The organism is Geobacter benzoatilyticus (assembly GCF_017338855.1).
Classification (GTDB): domain Bacteria; phylum Desulfobacterota; class Desulfuromonadia; order Geobacterales; family Geobacteraceae; genus Geobacter; species Geobacter benzoatilyticus.
This window is the reverse complement of the sequence record NZ_CP071382.1, coordinates 186704-202193: the sequence shown is the minus strand read 5'-3', so window position 1 is coordinate 202193 and position 15490 is coordinate 186704. Positions and strand designations below refer to the sequence as shown.

The window sequence follows — 15490 nt, the reverse complement described above, 5'->3', positions numbered from 1 at the left end:
GAGGGGGGACAGAATTAACCTGATAGAGGATAGACAATGACCATCGTGAAACGATTGCTACTCATTCTTGCGGTTGCGCTCCTTCCCGCCGTGGCCCTCGGGGCCGAGGCCAGGAAGGCCGACCCCCGCACCATGACCTTTGCCCCCCTGGACTTCCAGGTACCGAAGACGGAGCGGGTGGTGCTGAAAAACGGCATGGTCGTCCACATGCTCCCGGACCGGGAGCTTCCATTGGTGAGCCTCACCGCCTACGTGAATGTGGGGAGCATCTATGAGCCGGCCCACAAGGCCGGCCTTGCCGGCATCACCGGGGCGGTCATGCGGAGCGGCGGTACGAAGGAGCTTTCTCCCCAGGCTCTCGATGCGGAACTGGAGTTCATGGCCTCGGCGGTGGAGTCGGGCATAGGCGCCGACGCGGGGAGCATCTCTCTCACCTGTCTCAAGCGGAACCTCCCCCGGACCCTGGAGCTCTTTGCCCAGGTCATGACGGCCCCTGCTTTCAGCGAAGACCGGGTGACCCTGGCCAGGAACCGGGCCATCGAGGCCCTGCGCCGCCAGAACGACGACTCCAAGTCCATCGCCGACCGGGAGTTCCAGAAGGCCATCTACCCCAACCATCCCCTGGGGCGTTTTCCCACTGTCGAGACGGTCACGGCCATCACCCGTGATGACCTGGTGGCGTTCCATAAGCAGTACTTTCATCCCAACAACGTAATCCTCGCTGTTTCCGGCGACTTTGACAAAAAGGAGCTCGTCGCCCTCCTGGAGAAGACCTTTGCCGGGTGGAAAAAGGAAGCTATCGCCTTTCCCGCCATCCCCGAGCCGGCCAGGGAGGTGAACCCCGGCGTATTCCTGGCCCGGAAGGAGGTGCCCCAGTCGGCCATCCGCATGGGGCATCCGGGGATCGACAAGAACAATCCCGACCTCCATGCCATCCGGGTCATGGACTACATCCTCGGCGGCGGGTTCACCTCCCGGCTCATGACCGAGGTTCGCTCCAACCAGGGGCTTGCCTACAACGTCTACGCTTCCTTCGACATCGGCCGGCGCTTCATCGGCACCTTCGAGGCCGAGACAGAGACCAAAAGCGAATCCACCGCCAAGGCTATTGCCCTCATGAAAGACATTATCGCCGGCATGACGAAGGAGCCGGTCAGTGACGCCGAGCTGGCACTGGCCAAGGATGCCATCGTCAACTCGTTCATCTTCGGCTTTGCCCGGGCCGACGTCGTTGCCGCCCAGCGGGCGCGGATCGAATTCTTCGGTTATCCCGATGGGTACCTGGAGAACTACCGGGCCGGGATTGCCAGGGTCACGAAGGAGGACGTCCTCCGGGTGGCGCGGAAATACCTCAAGCCGGACAAGATGGTGATCGTGGTGGCCGGCGACGACAAGACTTTCGACAAACCCCTTTCCACCTTCGGAACGGTGGAGGAGATCGAGCTGGATAACGGAGCAACGAAAGGAGAGAAATGATGGCAACCTGGAAATGCAGCACTTGCGGCTTCACCAAAGAGGGGCGGTGCAAGCCCCAGAAATGTCCCCAGTGCCAGGAGAAGGGGAACTTCGAGAAGCAGGATTAAGAGTGAAAGGGGCGGCCGCAAAGGTCGCCCTTTTTTGTTGCCAATTGCAGGGGATGCCGGCGGAGTGGGACAAGCCCGTGATGATGGCGCCGAATTGTTGCAGGAGTGTTATATTAGATTGTTTTTACGTTCTTTTTAGTATAATTTGATTTTTATAATGTTGTGTAAGGCTGCTTCTCCATGAGGGAGAAGCGCAAGATTGCCCGGGACAAGGTGCTGTGGGGGGGCGGAGGCAACCCCTGCGGGCTTCCATGAAGGTTGTCAGGATAAAGGTTTCCATGACCAGAGCGTTATCCATCAAGCAGAAATTCATTGTCATGATAGTAATCCTGGTGCTCCCCACCGTTGCGATTTCCTTTTGGCATTATTTCGATATCGTAAAGAAGCAAACCGTTGAGGTTGCCCATCATAATCAGGATCTGGCCTCCAGCGTCGCCGCAAAGCTGGATAACCTCATCGCCGAGACCTTCAGCCTTATACGCACCGTTTCCGCGCATCCGGCTGTGCTCGCGGGAAACTCGGCGGAGATAGACCCACTGTTTGCGAAACTACTCCCTTCGTTCCCGTTGCGGCTCAATATCCTTGCCGCCGACCGCAATGGCAACAATATCGGCAGCGCTGTTCCGGACCCGCAGGCGAGATCGCTCAATTACCTGGACCGTGAATGGTTCTGCCGTGCGCGCAGCGGCATGGAGGTCATAGGAAACATTCATAGCTCCAAGATGTTCAAACGGGCGGCGGTCATGATGGCTGCCCCGGTATGCAACGGAAATGGAAAAATCGTGGGTGTTGTCGGTGTCCCCTTCGATCTACGGAAACTCAACGCCGTCATGGCAACATCCTGGCACAAGCGCCCTCAGACATCCCTCGTCGTTGTGGACAGCAACGGTATGGTCCTGGTGGATACCGAGGAGCCGGGGATGGTGGGGAGCAAATTTTCAAAAAACTTGGTTCCTTGCAATATTGCTGCGGTTGACTCACCCCATTATCACTGGGTCGACAGTAAGGGGATAGAGCGCCTGGTCAGTGTCGCGCCGGTTGACGGCCGGGGGTGGACCGTCATAGCAACAATTCCCCTGTCGAAGGCCAGGGAGCTGGCCCTGAGCATAAGCAGGGTTTCCCTGCTGGTTTCGTTCAGCGCCGGACTCATGGCAATGATGCTGGCCTGGTGGTTTGGACGGACGATGATTAGGGAAATGAAAGAGCTGCTTACCGGCATGGGAGAGATAGAGCGGGGGAACCTCGAATATTCCATGAAGCTCTCCGGTACCGCCGAACTGGAGCATGTCGCCGAATCCTTCAACGAAATGGCGGAACGTCTGCGGCGCAGCGAGGCGGAGTTGCGGGCTTTGAATGCCGAGCTAGAGCAGCGCGTTACCAAACGGACGATTCAGCTTGAGCATGCCAACAAGGAGTTGGAATCTTTCAGCTATTCAGTTTCCCATGATCTGAATGCCCCTCTGCGACGGCTTGCAGGGTTCAGCCGGGTGCTCCTGGAGGACTACGGTGAGAGACTCGATGATGAAGGGCAGCGGATCGCCGAACGTATCGAGCATGCTTCCCAGCAGATGGCGGAGATGGTGAACGGTATGCTCAATCTCTCGCGACTGAGCCGTGGGGATTTCCGACGGCAAACCGTCGATTTGAGTGCGATGTCCCGTGAAATTCTGAACGGTCTTGCCGGTTGCTGCCCCGAGCGCCGGGTTCATTCCGACATTGCCGACAATATTCGGATTGATGCTGATCCGTCTCTGCTTAGGGTACTTATGGAGAATCTCCTGGGGAATGCCTGGAAGTACACGCGGACGCGGGAACAGGCCGAGATTGCCGTGGGGGTCCTTAACCAGGGGGGGCAGAAAATCTTCTTTGTCCGTGACAATGGTGTCGGGTTTGATCTGTCCCGTGCCGACAGGCTTTTTACCCCCTTCCAGCGCATGCATCGGGAGGAAGAGTTCGAGGGTGACGGCATCGGCCTTGCCACGGTTCAGCGGATTGTCCATCGCCACGGTGGGCGCGTCTGGGCGGAAGCTGCCGTGGATGAGGGGGCGACTTTTTTTTTCACTCTTGAAGGATGATTGTGGCCGCTTCTGAAACGCCGCGTCCGCCATTATTTCTTTATCCTCCGTGGAGTTCGTGGCTCTTGTGCAGATAATAGGAGTAATCCCCCTCGTAGACTCGCATCTCGCCGTGGTCCACCTCGAAGACCCGGTTCACCAGGGAGCGGAGGAAGTGGCGGTCGTGGCTCACGAGGACCACGGTGCCGGTGAAGTTCCGGAGGGCATCCAGGAGGATCTCCCGGGAGCGGATGTCCAGGTGGTTGGTGGGCTCGTCCAGGACGAGGAAGTTGACGGGGCGGGCCAGGAGTGTTGCCAGCACCACCCGGCTCTTCTCGCCGCCGGAGAGGTTTTCGATCCGCTTGTCCACGGCGTCGCCCGGGAAGAGGAATGCCGCCAGCAGGTTGCGGATGACGCCGATGTTCGCCAGGGGCATGGCCTCCTGCACGGTCTCGAAGACGGTCTTCTTCGGGTCCAGTACCTCCATGGCGTGCTGACTGAAGTAACCCAACGCCACGTTGGCCCCGATGGCCACGGTACCGGCGGTGGGTTCCGTCTGCCCCGCCAGCACCTTGAGGAAGGTGGACTTTCCCGCCCCGTTGACCCCCACCACGGCGATCTTGTTGAGCCGCCGGATGATTCCCGATACGCCGCTGAAAACCGGCTTCTCCCCCCCGTCCGGGGTCTGCCAGACCTTCGCCAGATCGTTCATCACCACCACATCCTCGCCGCTTCGGGGGGGCTCGTTGAAATCGAAGCGGACCACCCGCTCCTCGGGGGGGATCTCGATCCGGTCGATCTTCTCCAGCTTCTTCACCCGCGACTGCACCTGGGCCGCGTGGGAAGCCCTGGCTGCAAAGCGGGCGATGAATTCCTCCTCTTTCGCAAGCATCTCCTGCTGGCGCCTGTGGCTGGCCAGAAGCTGCTCCCGGCGGATCTCCCGCTCCCGCTCGTAGAAGTCGTAGTTGCCGCCGTAGGTGGTGACGGTCTTGTTGGCCACCTCGATGATTCGCGTGACGATCCGGTTCATGAAGTCCCGGTCGTGGCTCGTCATGAGGAGCGCCCCGTCGAAGTCGTTGGCAAGCCACTCCTCCAGCCAGATGATCGATTCCACGTCCAGGTGGTTAGTGGGCTCGTCCAGGAGGAGCACGTCGGGCTTGAGGGTGAGGATTTTCGCCAGGGCGATCCGCATCTTCCAGCCGCCGCTGAATGACTCAACCGGGTGATGGAAACGGTCGGGGCCGATGCCGAGACCGGTGAGGACCGTCTGGGCGCGGGTATCCAGGTCGTAGCCGCCACGGTGCTCGAACTCCTCCTGGGCAGCGCCGTAGCGCTCCAGGAGCGCCGCCATTTCGTCGTCGGACTGGGGCTCGCACATGGCCGCCTCCATCTCCTTCAGCTCGGCGGCGAGGCGCACCGTCTCCGCGGAGCCGGCCATGACCTCTTCCAGGGCGGAGCGGCCAGACATATCCCCTACGTCCTGGGAGAAGTAACCGATGGTGGTCTTCTTGGCGCAGGTGATCTCGCCGGCGTCCACCTCCTCCTCGCCGGTGATGATCCGGAAGATGGTGGTCTTGCCGGCGCCGTTGGGGCCCACGAGGCCGGTGCGGCTGCCGGGGAGGATCTGGAAGCTGGCGTCCCGGAACAGGACCTGGGCGCCATGCTGTTTGGTGATGTTGGAGAGGTGAATCATGGAGTTGGGCTCCCGTGAGCGGATTGAAAAACAAAAGCTGTTAGCACGGGAGCTCGGGGGGAGCAACTAAAAAGTTGCTAACGGTCAGTCCTCGCAGTGAAGGAAGGAAAGTTCCTTGCGGACCTGGTCGGGATTGGCCGTGTTGAGCTCGACAATATTGCGCAAATGTATCATGGAGTCGATGTCAATTTTCAGAAGTTTGACGCCAAGTAACTGGTCACGGAGGTGGGCTGCCTCCGCTTCGAACTGGATTACGATGTCCGAGTTTGAGAGGGAAATTGATACGGCGCACACGTCTCCCCGCTGTATGGAAGTGAGTCCGGTAAGCCTGAGCAATGCCCCTTTCAGGCTGATATCAACGACTTCGGCGTCGTGTCGTTCACCTCTGAACTCAACGGTGGAGCCAGTAGCAAATGGGACCCGCTGGAAATGCCTCTGCTCTGTCACATCCATCTTGTCTCCTTGTGATAAATAGTGATGTAAATTTATATGCACACATTATGCCCTGATGATATGCGCTCTAAAAAAAGGCGATACCCCGTGGGGAACCGCCTTTTTAGTGATATCTATGAGATGAAATTCACTTCAGATCGGAGGTGCAGAATCCACACTTGGTCGCTTTCACGGGGACTGCCGACAGGCAGTAGGGGCAATCCTTGGTGTTGGGCGGCGCGGGAGCCGGCTCTTTTTTGAGGCGGTTTATCTGCTTGATTACCAGGAATATGACGAAGGCGATGATGATGAAGTCGATCATCGTGTTGATGAATACGCCGTAGCTGATGACCGGGGCGCCGGCGTCCTTTGCTGCCTTGAGGCTGTCGTAGGGTGTGTCGGAGAGGTTGATGAAAAGGTCGGTGAAGTTCACCTTGCCCATCACCATCCCCAGGGGGGGCATGACGATGTCGCTGACAAAGGAGGTGACGATCTTGCCGAAAGCTCCGCCGATGATGACACCAACCGCCAGGTCAACAACATTCCCCTTTACTGCGAACTCCTTGAATTCCTGCATCATTCCCATGGCATAACCTCCTTGTTGATATGGTGCCGCTTAAAAATATTAATGAATATATTAACAGCCGTTGCTGCTCAAGTAAAGCCGGTACATGAGTATTGTTGCACGATATTATTTACCCCAGGCCGAATTGCTGAAGCACGGCAACCGGTGCCTGGTCAAAGCGGGAGAATTCCATGGTGAAACTGCCACGACCCTTGGTGGCGCTTCGCAACTCGGTCATGTAGCCGAACATTTCGGACAGGGGCACCAATGCCCGGATTACTTCGGTGCTGCCCTGGGAGACAATCCCCTCAACGCGTCCCCTTTTCTGCTGGACCGAACCGAGTACTTTGCCGGCGTACTCGCCGGGAGTGATGATCTCCAGATTCATGAGTGGTTCCAGAAGGGTGGGGGCGGCGTCACGGGCCGTGTGCATGAGCCCGCGGCCGGCAGCGGCCCGCACCCCTGTTTCGGTGGTAATGCCCGGCTCCGTAGGCACTGCTGTTACTCTCACTTCCAGGTCGGTGAGGGGGTAGCCGGTGACGCAGCCGGTAGAGGACCCACGTGTCAGGCTGTCGGTGATGGCACTATGGAGCTCCCGAGTGATGCCGAGCACCTCGGCGGGAGGCACGACTATCCTTACACCATCGCCACGGTGAAGGGGGGTAAGCCGCAGGTGCACTTCTCCCCCCTGGACCTTTCCCTCGAATTCGGTCCGGAAAACCTCCTGCCGCTCCGCCGGCCGTGTGATGGTTTCGCGGTAGACTACCTGAGGCCGGCCGGTTTTAACCTGCACGCCGAATTCTCGTTCGAGGCGGTCGGTGACCACTTCCAGGTGTAGTTCCCCCATGCCGGTAAGGATGGTCTGGCCGGTCTCTTCATCCTCGTGGACCCGGAACGTGGGGTCCTCCCACTGGAGCTTCTCCAGGGCCGGAAGCAGCTTGTCGCGGTCATCGACCCCCTTTGGCTCCACGGCCAGGGCCACCACCGGCTCCGGTACGGTGAGCCCTTCGAGGATTACCTTGTGGGTCGGGTTGCAGAGGGTGTCGCCGGTGAGGACCTCCTTGAGCCCGGCAACGGCCACAATGTCGCCGGCCAGGGCCTCGTCGATCTGCTCCCGCTTGTGGGCATGCATCCGGAAGAGGCGCGCCGCCTTTTCGAAACAGCCGCGGGTGCTGTTCCAGAGGGCGCCTCCCGCCTTCACTGTTCCGGAATAGATGCGCAGGTAGGAGAGCTTCCTCCCCTCGTCGGACTGTACTTTGTAGGCCAGGGCGCAGAGCGGCCCTGCCGGGTCGCAGAGGAGCGTGTCAACGATATCGCTTTCGGGGCGTTGTCCGATTACAGGAGGGACGTCGCGTGGTGAGGGGAGGTAGGCGGCAACGGCGTCGAGAAGGGGTTGGATTCCCTTGTTGCGCAGGGCCGTTCCCATAAAAACCGGAAAGATGCGGCAGGCTATGGTCCCTTTTCGCAGGGCGCCGCGGATGCGTTCCGGCGTGATGGGGGCCCCTTCGAGAAAGTCGGCGAGGATGGCGTCGTCGAAATCGGCTGCTGCCTCAATCATGGTTTCGCGTGCCGCGCGTGCCTCTTCGGCAATTTCAGCCGGAATGGGATGACGCTCTACGATGCGTCCCTGGTCGGCTTCGCTGAAGGTGAGAAATTCTTCTGCAATGAGGTCAACTACTCCGGCGAAGGATGCCTCGGCTCCTGACGGAATCTGCAGGAGCACCGGCCGGGCGCCGAGCTTCTCCTCTATCTGCCGTATGGTCTCCCGGTAGTCGGCGCCGACACGGTCCATCTTGTTGATGAAGCAGATTCGGGGTACCCGGTAACGATCAGCCTGGCGCCAGACTGATTCGCTCTGGGGCTGCACCCCCTCCACGGCGCTGAAAACGGCCACGGCTCCGTCCAGCACCCGGAGGCTCCGCTCCACTTCGATGGTGAAGTCGATGTGACCGGGGGTGTCGATGAGGTTGATCCGGCATCCTCCCCAGCGGCAGACCGTGGCGGTGGAGGTGATGGTGATTCCCCGTTCCTGCTCCTGGGGCATCCAGTCCATGACTGCTTCGCCGTCGTGGACTTCGCCGATCCGGTGGGATTCTCCGGTGTAGAAGAGGATTCGTTCCGATACCGTGGTCTTGCCGGCGTCGATATGGGAAATTATGCCGATGTTGCGGATGGAGTCGAGGGGCGGGTGCTGCATGGGGCCTCCGGAGGCGCACGTGTTCGAATTAGTATAGCTGAGGAGAGCGGACAGGCAAGGATTATTGCAGAGGCCGGAGCGGATGGCATGCCTGGAATGCCGGATAAAGAGTTTATGGAGGCAGGTCATGAAAATAGTGCGAATGGTTATGGCGGTGCTGCTGTTGGCCGTGCCGGTCGCCGGATGGGGCGCTGAACTGGGGATCGTAAGGCTTTCCCTTGTGGATGGCGATGTGCAGGTCCAGGCGCAGGATGCTGATGAATGGGTGCCGGCCGTTGCCAATATGCCCCTGGCCGAGGGGGACCGCATCTGGGTCCCGGAGGGGGGGCGGACCGAGCTCCAGATACGGGGAGGGTGCTATCTGCGGCTTGATGCCGGCTCCTCGCTCGACATTGTGGCGGCTCGTAATGAGTCGTTGCAGTTCTATCTGGCCGAGGGGCGCGCCTACATCAATAACCGCAAAGGCGGGACCAAGCGGATACAGATGGATGCCCCCGATGCCTCGACCGTGATAGCGGACAACTCCATCGTCATGGTCGATGCGGATTACGACGGCAACATCGGCGTGCCGGTCATTCGAGGGCATGTCCTTGTGGACACGGAGCGGGGCACTGTCCGCGTACCGGCGGGGCGTTCACTGCGCATTGACTATGAAGGCGGAACGGAGCTTGCCCCCCTCGATCCCCCCGATGAGTGGTTGGCGTGGAACAGAAACCAGGACCGCCGGCTGGAAACCGCGGCCGAGAGCCTCCGTTATGTACCGGTCGAGCTTGAAGACTATGCTTACGACCTGGATGATTACGGCCGCTGGCACTATCTGCCGGAGTACGGATATGTCTGGGCGCCGCGGCTGTCCCTTTCCGCTGGGTGGTCACCCTATCGTCAGGGCCGGTGGGTATGGGTGAGGGGTGACTATGTGTGGATATCCTACGAACCGTGGGGATGGGCGCCCTATCATTACGGCAGATGGACACACACTCCCCGGTTCGGCTGGTGCTGGGTTCCCCCTGCCAGGGGCGCGGCCTGGTGGGGCCCCGGTTACGTGGGGTGGGTACATACGCCGGAATCGGTGGCCTGGGTACCGCTGGCGCCGGGTGATATCTACTATGGATACGGGAACTTCGGGCCCAATAGCGTAAATATTGTAAACGCGACCGTTTCCAGATCCGCTGTGCGGCATTACCGCAACATACGGGTGCGCAACGCCGTGACGGTAATCCATAGCGACACCTTCATCAAGGGGAAGCAGCAGCGCGTGGCGGTACGAGGCAATCTTTTCACGGCACGCGTCGGGAGCGTCGGGCCTCCCCGCTTCAGGCCCGAGCGCGAGACTAGACGCCCGGTATTCAAATCGGTACCGGCCGTCAAAAGGCCTCCTGAGCGGCTGAGCCGTCCGAAGCGGCATGATGCCCCGGAACAACGGCGGCATGCCCCCGATGGGAAAGGGGCGGTTATTTTACCAGGGCGTCCTGCCGGAGAGTTGCCGGTTGTCCGCCGCGAAGCTCCGAAACAGCCGGCAGTGAAACCGGCAGCCCCCGCAATGAAAAACCGGGATATCCGGGGAGGAAAACCGCTTGCCCCGGCGGTGCGTTACCGGGAAAGTCAGGGGGTGGCGGTTAAAGGGGATCGCGGCGATGAACAGGTGAAACGGAGAAGCAGGCCCCGTGATGGGCGCACGATGACCCCGCCGCTGTCACCTTCACCGGCAACGGCATTGCCGGCGGCGCACGACAACCCGCAACCGGCTGTCACGGCTCCGCCAAATCCGCAGCCAAAACGGAGCCGTCCGCCTCGCCAGCGGCCGGCGGCCGTAATCCAGCAAACGGGCAGTGCTGAGGGGCGTCCTCCGGGCCAGGGAGGTGAGAAACGGGAGAAGGGTGAGCATGGCATTACGGCCGCCCCAGCCTCTCCCTCCGTAAAGCAGCCTGCAAACACACCTCAGGGTGAAGAACGAAAAGAACATAAAGGGCGGGAAGAGTGGAAAAAAGAAGGGGCGCGATAATCTTGCGCGTGGGATGCGGAGCTGTTTATGGCGGGAGCGGAAATCCGCATTTCTGATAATCTGTGTTACCGCGATGTTTCTCGTGTGAAATTTTCTCGTATTGTGCTTTAATATAACCAGGACAACAGGTTAGCCTTCAGCACAAGGGAGGTGTAAACCATGAGAAAACACGAGATGCTTTGCAATATCGAGGATGCACAGACGATCCACTGCCTGACGGCCAATGCTACCGTTGCGTGCAGCAAGTGCGGAGTGAAGGCCCATAATCCTGCCGACGTCTGCGACCCGGTACAGCTTCCGGGCACGGGTATGGTGGGTGATTAGCGAGGCGTTTTATAGCGAAAGGAAAAAGCCCGGGGAAACCGGGCTCTTTTTTTATGCGGTGTGGAGGTCCTGCCCCCTGAATCAGGCGGCCTTTGCAGGAGATTCTGCTTCGTACTGTTCCACCAGTTGCAGGTAGTGCGCCTCGAAACCGTCAGGCGTGCGCGACTCTGCCGCCCGGTATCCCGCAATGATCCCATCGCGCGGTCCATCGGGGATGACCCGCTCCGCCAGGGGGTAGAGGATGGTATCCTCCTTGTCGATGTGCTCCCGGAGCATGGTCAGGTAGGCTAAGGCGTTCTCCGCCAGGTCGCCCGTGCGGGAGGCATCGCCCGCCTCCGCGGCCAGAGCTGCAGCTTCCATGGCCTTCACGTACGCCCGGCCCCGGTCGTGCTCCATGAGCATGGCCGCCACGGGGCTGTTCTCCCGGGGCATTCCGTTGGCAATCAGGGCCTCGAAGAGGATGTCCTCTTCCTTGGCGTGGTGGAAGCGGTCGGCGTAGTTGCGGATGAAATCCACCGCGTCCCGGTAGAATTGGTAGTTGGTGTAGCTCCCCGCAGCGGTGCGGGGAGCGTTCCGCTCCAGGAGGGCCAGCATCCGGAGGATCAGCCGGTGCTCGTCCACCAGGGCCTGGGTGATGTCCCGTTTCATGACTAGTTCCTCCTCTCGCCGTCAATGCCGATGATGATAGTTTCCAGGGGGATATCCTTCCCCGATTTTGCCAGGGCCTGCTGCACCATGATGTCTAGGCCGCGGCAGCAGGGGACTTCCATGATGGCAACGGCGATGCTCTTCACGTCGTTGTCCCGGAAGATGGTGGCCAGCTTCTCCACGTAGGTGCCGGTCTCGTCCAGCTTGGGGCAGGCGATGGCCAGGGCCTTGTTCTTCAGGAGATCCTGGTGGAAGGAGCCGAGGGCGAAGGCCACGCAGTCCGCCGAGATGAGGATGTCGGCGTTCTTGAAGTAGGGGGCCGACGGCGGCACCAGGTGGAGCTGGACCGGCCACTGGCGAAGCTCCGACTGGGGCTTTGCGGTGGTTTCGGTGGTAACTGTTTCTTCTCTTTCGATGATGCGAGCCATGCTGCCGGGGCAGCCGCAACCGAGATTTGCCATGATTTTGTTCTCCTTTTTTGTGAGTGTGCGTATGGACCGTTGTTTGATTCGTCTTTTCTTTATGACTAAGCAGCTTTCCGGGTCAGGAAGCCGTTAATCTCCTGCTCGATCCGGGCCTCGTCCTCTTTGGAAAGGCCATGGATGGAGACCACGTCCTTCAGGAGGCAGATACCCACCTTGCAGGTGACGCAGCCGATATCGTAGCGCTGGAGGATCTCGCCGATTTCCGGGTATTTTGCTATGACGTCCTGGATCGCCGTGGTGCCGAGATTGTTTTTCAGTTCCATGGTTCGCCTCCTTCGTTGGTGATGGTTGTACCTTACCCCCATTCCCGCAAAAAAATTATGATGTGGGTCAAAAAACGGTGGTTCTTCGGCTGAATGGAAAAAAGTGTGAAAATGCCCGGAGAGCTTGCGGTGACGGGGGATTATGAAATGCCGCCGCTTCCAGGGGGAAACGGCGGCATAGTATCTTCTGGAGATGATTTTACGGGGAGGGATGAATCAGCGTTGCAAGGAGCGGCCGGGCCGCTGGTTATCAGAAACGCCTGCGCCGCCAGATGGCCAGTCCTGCCAGTCCGGCGCCCAGGAGGACCATGGTGCCCGGTTCTGGGACGACGGCAGCCGAAACGACGGTAGCCGTGGCGTCATTGATGGTGTCGGGGTAAAGCTCGTTGAAGCCTGAATCCGACATGAAAATAGGGTTGATGATGATGTCGCTGACACCCTCTGTTATGCCCGTGAAGGTAATGTCCGCAAGATTGAACGTCCCCGATTGACCGTTGGTATTCGATATGGCATCTAGCCACAGGACTCCGTCTTCAATGTAGTCTAAAAAAAGGGAGTATTCGGCATCGTCCGGCGGATTGCCGAGACTGGGGTAGAAATTGGCGCTTTGGAAAGCAAGGACGGCCTGGTCGAAATAAATGTCCAGGGAATAGTAAACAAGGGAGGTATCGAGGTCCGAAACCGACAGGGTGTAGGTCGCATTTTCGCCCACCGCAAACTCCTGGGATTGGGGCGTCAGGGACAGGGAAAAGGCGTGGGCCATGGACCCGAACATAAGAAACGAGGCAATAAGTAGCGACAGCAGTGTTGATTTCATTAAATTCCCCTTAAGATGTGTACTGGACTTTAAACCTAACAATAGGCGTGCCAAATTGTAATATTTCGATATTATTGTGTTTTGTTTGTAAGGACAGTTTTAGGGCTGAATGTTTGTGTAAGGGATATCGACAAGAAGTGTAAACAAGATCGACGCAAGAATGGCGCGGGATTTGTGGCAAAATGTTCGCGGTGTCAGGCGCTCTCGATGAAGAGTAGGGCAGGGTCCTCCAGATAGGCGACCACCTTGAGGAGGAACTGGGCCGCGTCGGCCCCGTCGGTGACCCGGTGGTCGAAGGTGAGGGAAAGGGGGAGGATGCGGCGGATTGCAATCTGCCCCTTGTGGATCCAGGGGCGCTGGCTGATGCGGCCGAAGCCGAGGATGGCCACGTCGGGCCAGTTGATGATGGGGGTGGCGAAGACCCCGCCGAAGTGGCCGTAGTTGGTGAGGGTGAAGGTGCTCCCCTTGAGTTCCTCGGGGGCGATGGTCCGGGTGCGGGCCTTTTTCCCCAGTTCCTGGATCTCCGCCGCCAACTGGATAATGCTCTTCCGGTCCACGTCCCGGATGACCGGCACCATGAGGCCGTCGGGGGTTTCCACGGCGATGCCGAAGTGGTAGTGGCGCTTGAGGACGATGGTCTCGGCAGCGTCGTCGATGGCCGCGTTCAGGTAGGGGTGCTCCCGCAGGGCATGCTGGACCGCCTTGATGAAAAAGGGGAGAAAGGTGAGATGGGCGCCCCTGGCCTCGACGGCCCCCAGCTCGCGCCGGCGCAGCTCCCAGAGTTCGGAGATGTCCGCCTCCTCCATTCCGGTGACGAAGGCGGTGTTCCGCTGGGAGGCCATGACGTTGCGGGCCACGGCGCGCCGCACCCCACGCAGGGGGACCGGTTCCACGGGGCCGAAGCTCTCTTGCGTCTGCGGCGGCGCGGCGGAAAGCTTCTCCAGATCGTCGGGGGTGATGCTCCCACGGGGACCGCTTCCCTGCACCTTCGACAGGTCGAGCCCACGTTCCCTGGCCAGTTTCCGCACCAGGGGGGTGGCGATAATCTCCCGCTCCTCCTCCGCTTCTGGCAGTTCCCCTACGATTCCCACGGACTTGGGCCGCTCCGGCGGCGCCTCCCCTTCCTCCATAATGGCAATGAGCGTTTCCCCCACCCGGACCGTTTCACCCTCATGCCGCGCCAGCCGGCCGACCCGTCCGCCACGGGGGGAGGGAACTTCCACCACCGCCTTGTCGGTTTCCACCTCGGCCACGGGCTGGTGTTCGCGGACGGCGTCACCTTCCTTCACGAGCCACTTTCTCAGTTCGGCTTCGGTGATTCCTTCTCCGAGATCGGGGAGTTTGAATTCGAAGGGCATTGGGGCTCCTCAGTAGCGCAATACCTCGTCCAGCGCCGTCCGGATCCGCTCCGGCGTCGGGAGGTAGGAGTCGATGAGCTTCGCCAGGGGGACCGGCACGTCGGGGCCCGCCACCCGCATGACCGGTCCCCGGAGATGCAGGATTGCCTCCTCCGCCACGGTGGCGGCGATTTCAGCGCCGAAGCCGCCGGTGAGGGGGGCTTCGTGGACGATGACGAGGCGGCCGGTTTTTTTTACCGAGGCCAGGAGTGTCTCCCGGTCGAAGGGGGAGAGGGTCATGGGGTCGATAACCTCGGCGTCATATCCCTCAACGGCTTTCATGGTCCGCTGGAGCATGCTCCCCCAGGCAACCACCGTGACGGCGCTTCCCGGAAGGGCTATGCGGGCTTTTCCCAGGGGAAGCGTGTACTCACCTTCGGGCACATCCTCTTTTACCATACGGTAGAGGCGGGTCGGTTCCAGGAAGAGGACCGGATCGGGGTCGCGGATGGCGGCAGTGAGAAGCCCCTTGGCGTTGGCCGGCCCCGATGGGACCACCACCTTTATCCCCGGCATGTGGCAGAAGAAGGCCTCGGAGCTCTCCTCGTGGAGTTCCGGCGCCTTGATGCCGGCACCGTAGGGGGTGCGGACAACCAGCGGCGCCGTGAAGCGCCCCCGGGACCTGGTGCGGATGCGGGCGGCATGGGCAAAGAGCTGGTCCATGGCAGAGTAGATGAATCCCATGAACTGGATCTCCGCCACGGGGCGGAGGCCATAGGCCGCCATCCCCACCGCAGCGCCCACGATGGCCGACTCCGACAGGGGGGTGTCGATGACCCGCTCCGGGCCGAACGCCTCGAAGAGCCCCTCCGTTGCCCGGAAGACACCCCCGTCCCGTCCCACATCCTCCCCGAGGATCACCACCCGGCCGTCCCGGTCCATCTCCTCCCGCAGGGCGAGGTTTATGGCTTGCACCATGTTCAGTTGGGGCATCGCGAAACCCTCGTGTATTCTCAACGTGTTGTCCGTTCTGGAGATTCAGGGGGTTACCTGTTTTGAAAACAGGAATTTTCGTAGGGGCGAAGCAGGT

General features: G+C 60.2%; 15 protein-coding genes. 5 read left to right on the top strand and 10 right to left on the bottom strand.

What is annotated here, in order from left to right:
* Positions 1 to 36 precede the first annotated feature (36 nt).
* The 3 genes from JZM60_RS00920 (at position 37) to JZM60_RS00910 (ending at position 3658) form a co-directional block, all read left to right on the top strand.
* Entirely contained in the window at positions 37 to 1476 is a 1440-nt protein-coding gene (locus tag JZM60_RS00920; protein ID WP_207163681.1) for a M16 family metallopeptidase, read from the top strand.
* Entirely contained in the window at positions 1476 to 1583 is a 108-nt protein-coding gene (locus JZM60_RS00915) for an RCKP-type rubredoxin-like domain-containing protein (RefSeq protein WP_207163680.1), read from the top strand. Before JZM60_RS00920 ends, JZM60_RS00915 begins: the two co-directional genes overlap by 1 nt.
* 278 nt (positions 1584 to 1861) lie before the next feature.
* Positions 1862 to 3658 carry a sensor histidine kinase gene (locus tag JZM60_RS00910; RefSeq protein ID WP_207163679.1) on the top strand — a complete coding sequence of 599 codons (1797 nt, stop codon included), beginning with the start codon at positions 1862 to 1864 and terminating at the stop codon, positions 3656 to 3658.
* Between the two features lie 40 nt (positions 3659 to 3698).
* Here JZM60_RS00910 and JZM60_RS00905 read toward each other — a convergent pair whose 3' ends face one another.
* The 4 genes from JZM60_RS00905 to fusA all read right to left on the bottom strand — a co-directional run bounded on the left by JZM60_RS00905 (position 3699) and on the right by fusA (position 8524).
* Complete coding sequence (locus JZM60_RS00905) at positions 3699 to 5330, bottom strand: ABC-F family ATP-binding cassette domain-containing protein (protein WP_207163678.1); 1632 nt, start codon at positions 5328 to 5330, stop codon at positions 3699 to 3701.
* Positions 5331 to 5414: 84 nt separating this feature from the next.
* Positions 5415 to 5783 (bottom strand): PilZ domain-containing protein, encoded by a 369-nt coding sequence (locus JZM60_RS00900; protein WP_207163677.1) that lies wholly within the window; start codon positions 5781 to 5783, stop codon positions 5415 to 5417.
* A 127-nt stretch (positions 5784 to 5910) separates the two neighbouring features.
* Positions 5911 to 6348 (bottom strand): large conductance mechanosensitive channel protein MscL, encoded by a 438-nt coding sequence (gene mscL / locus JZM60_RS00895; RefSeq protein ID WP_207163676.1) that lies wholly within the window; start codon positions 6346 to 6348, stop codon positions 5911 to 5913.
* A 109-nt stretch (positions 6349 to 6457) separates the two neighbouring features.
* Positions 6458 to 8524 (bottom strand): elongation factor G, encoded by a 2067-nt coding sequence (gene fusA, locus JZM60_RS00890; RefSeq protein ID WP_207163675.1) that lies wholly within the window; start codon positions 8522 to 8524, stop codon positions 6458 to 6460.
* Positions 8525 to 8651: 127 nt separating this feature from the next.
* Between fusA and JZM60_RS00885 the strand changes: the two genes are divergently transcribed.
* Positions 8652 to 10526, top strand: coding sequence for a FecR family protein (locus tag JZM60_RS00885; protein WP_207163674.1), 1875 nt, complete (start codon positions 8652 to 8654; stop codon positions 10524 to 10526).
* A gap of 159 nt (positions 10527 to 10685) precedes the next feature.
* Positions 10686 to 10850, top strand: coding sequence for a hypothetical protein (locus tag JZM60_RS00880; RefSeq protein WP_207163673.1), 165 nt, complete (start codon positions 10686 to 10688; stop codon positions 10848 to 10850).
* Between the two features lie 81 nt (positions 10851 to 10931).
* Here the strand turns inward: JZM60_RS00880 and JZM60_RS00875 are convergent, their stop codons facing one another.
* From JZM60_RS00875 to JZM60_RS00850, 6 genes are all read right to left on the bottom strand, one after another.
* Positions 10932 to 11498, bottom strand: a complete 567-nt coding sequence (locus JZM60_RS00875) for a hemerythrin domain-containing protein (protein WP_207163672.1) — start codon at positions 11496 to 11498, stop codon at positions 10932 to 10934.
* A 2-nt stretch (positions 11499 to 11500) separates the two neighbouring features.
* Positions 11501 to 11959: an iron-sulfur cluster-binding oxidoreductase gene (locus tag JZM60_RS00870; RefSeq protein ID WP_207163671.1), complete on the bottom strand. Its 459-nt coding sequence runs from the start codon at positions 11957 to 11959 to the stop codon at positions 11501 to 11503.
* A gap of 65 nt (positions 11960 to 12024) precedes the next feature.
* On the bottom strand, positions 12025 to 12246 hold the full coding sequence (locus JZM60_RS00865; RefSeq protein WP_207163670.1) for a hypothetical protein: 222 nt from the start codon (positions 12244 to 12246) through the stop codon (positions 12025 to 12027).
* A gap of 250 nt (positions 12247 to 12496) precedes the next feature.
* Positions 12497 to 13063 carry a cohesin domain-containing protein gene (locus JZM60_RS00860; protein WP_207163669.1) on the bottom strand — a complete coding sequence of 189 codons (567 nt, stop codon included), beginning with the start codon at positions 13061 to 13063 and terminating at the stop codon, positions 12497 to 12499.
* 194 nt (positions 13064 to 13257) lie between these two features.
* The gene (locus tag JZM60_RS00855; RefSeq protein WP_207163668.1) at positions 13258 to 14421 is read right to left on the bottom strand and encodes a dihydrolipoamide acetyltransferase family protein; all 1164 of its coding nucleotides are present in this window, start codon (positions 14419 to 14421) and stop codon (positions 13258 to 13260) included.
* A 9-nt stretch (positions 14422 to 14430) separates the two neighbouring features.
* Positions 14431 to 15393, bottom strand: a complete 963-nt coding sequence (locus JZM60_RS00850; protein WP_207163667.1) for an alpha-ketoacid dehydrogenase subunit beta — start codon at positions 15391 to 15393, stop codon at positions 14431 to 14433.
* Positions 15394 to 15490: the final 97 nt, after the last annotated feature.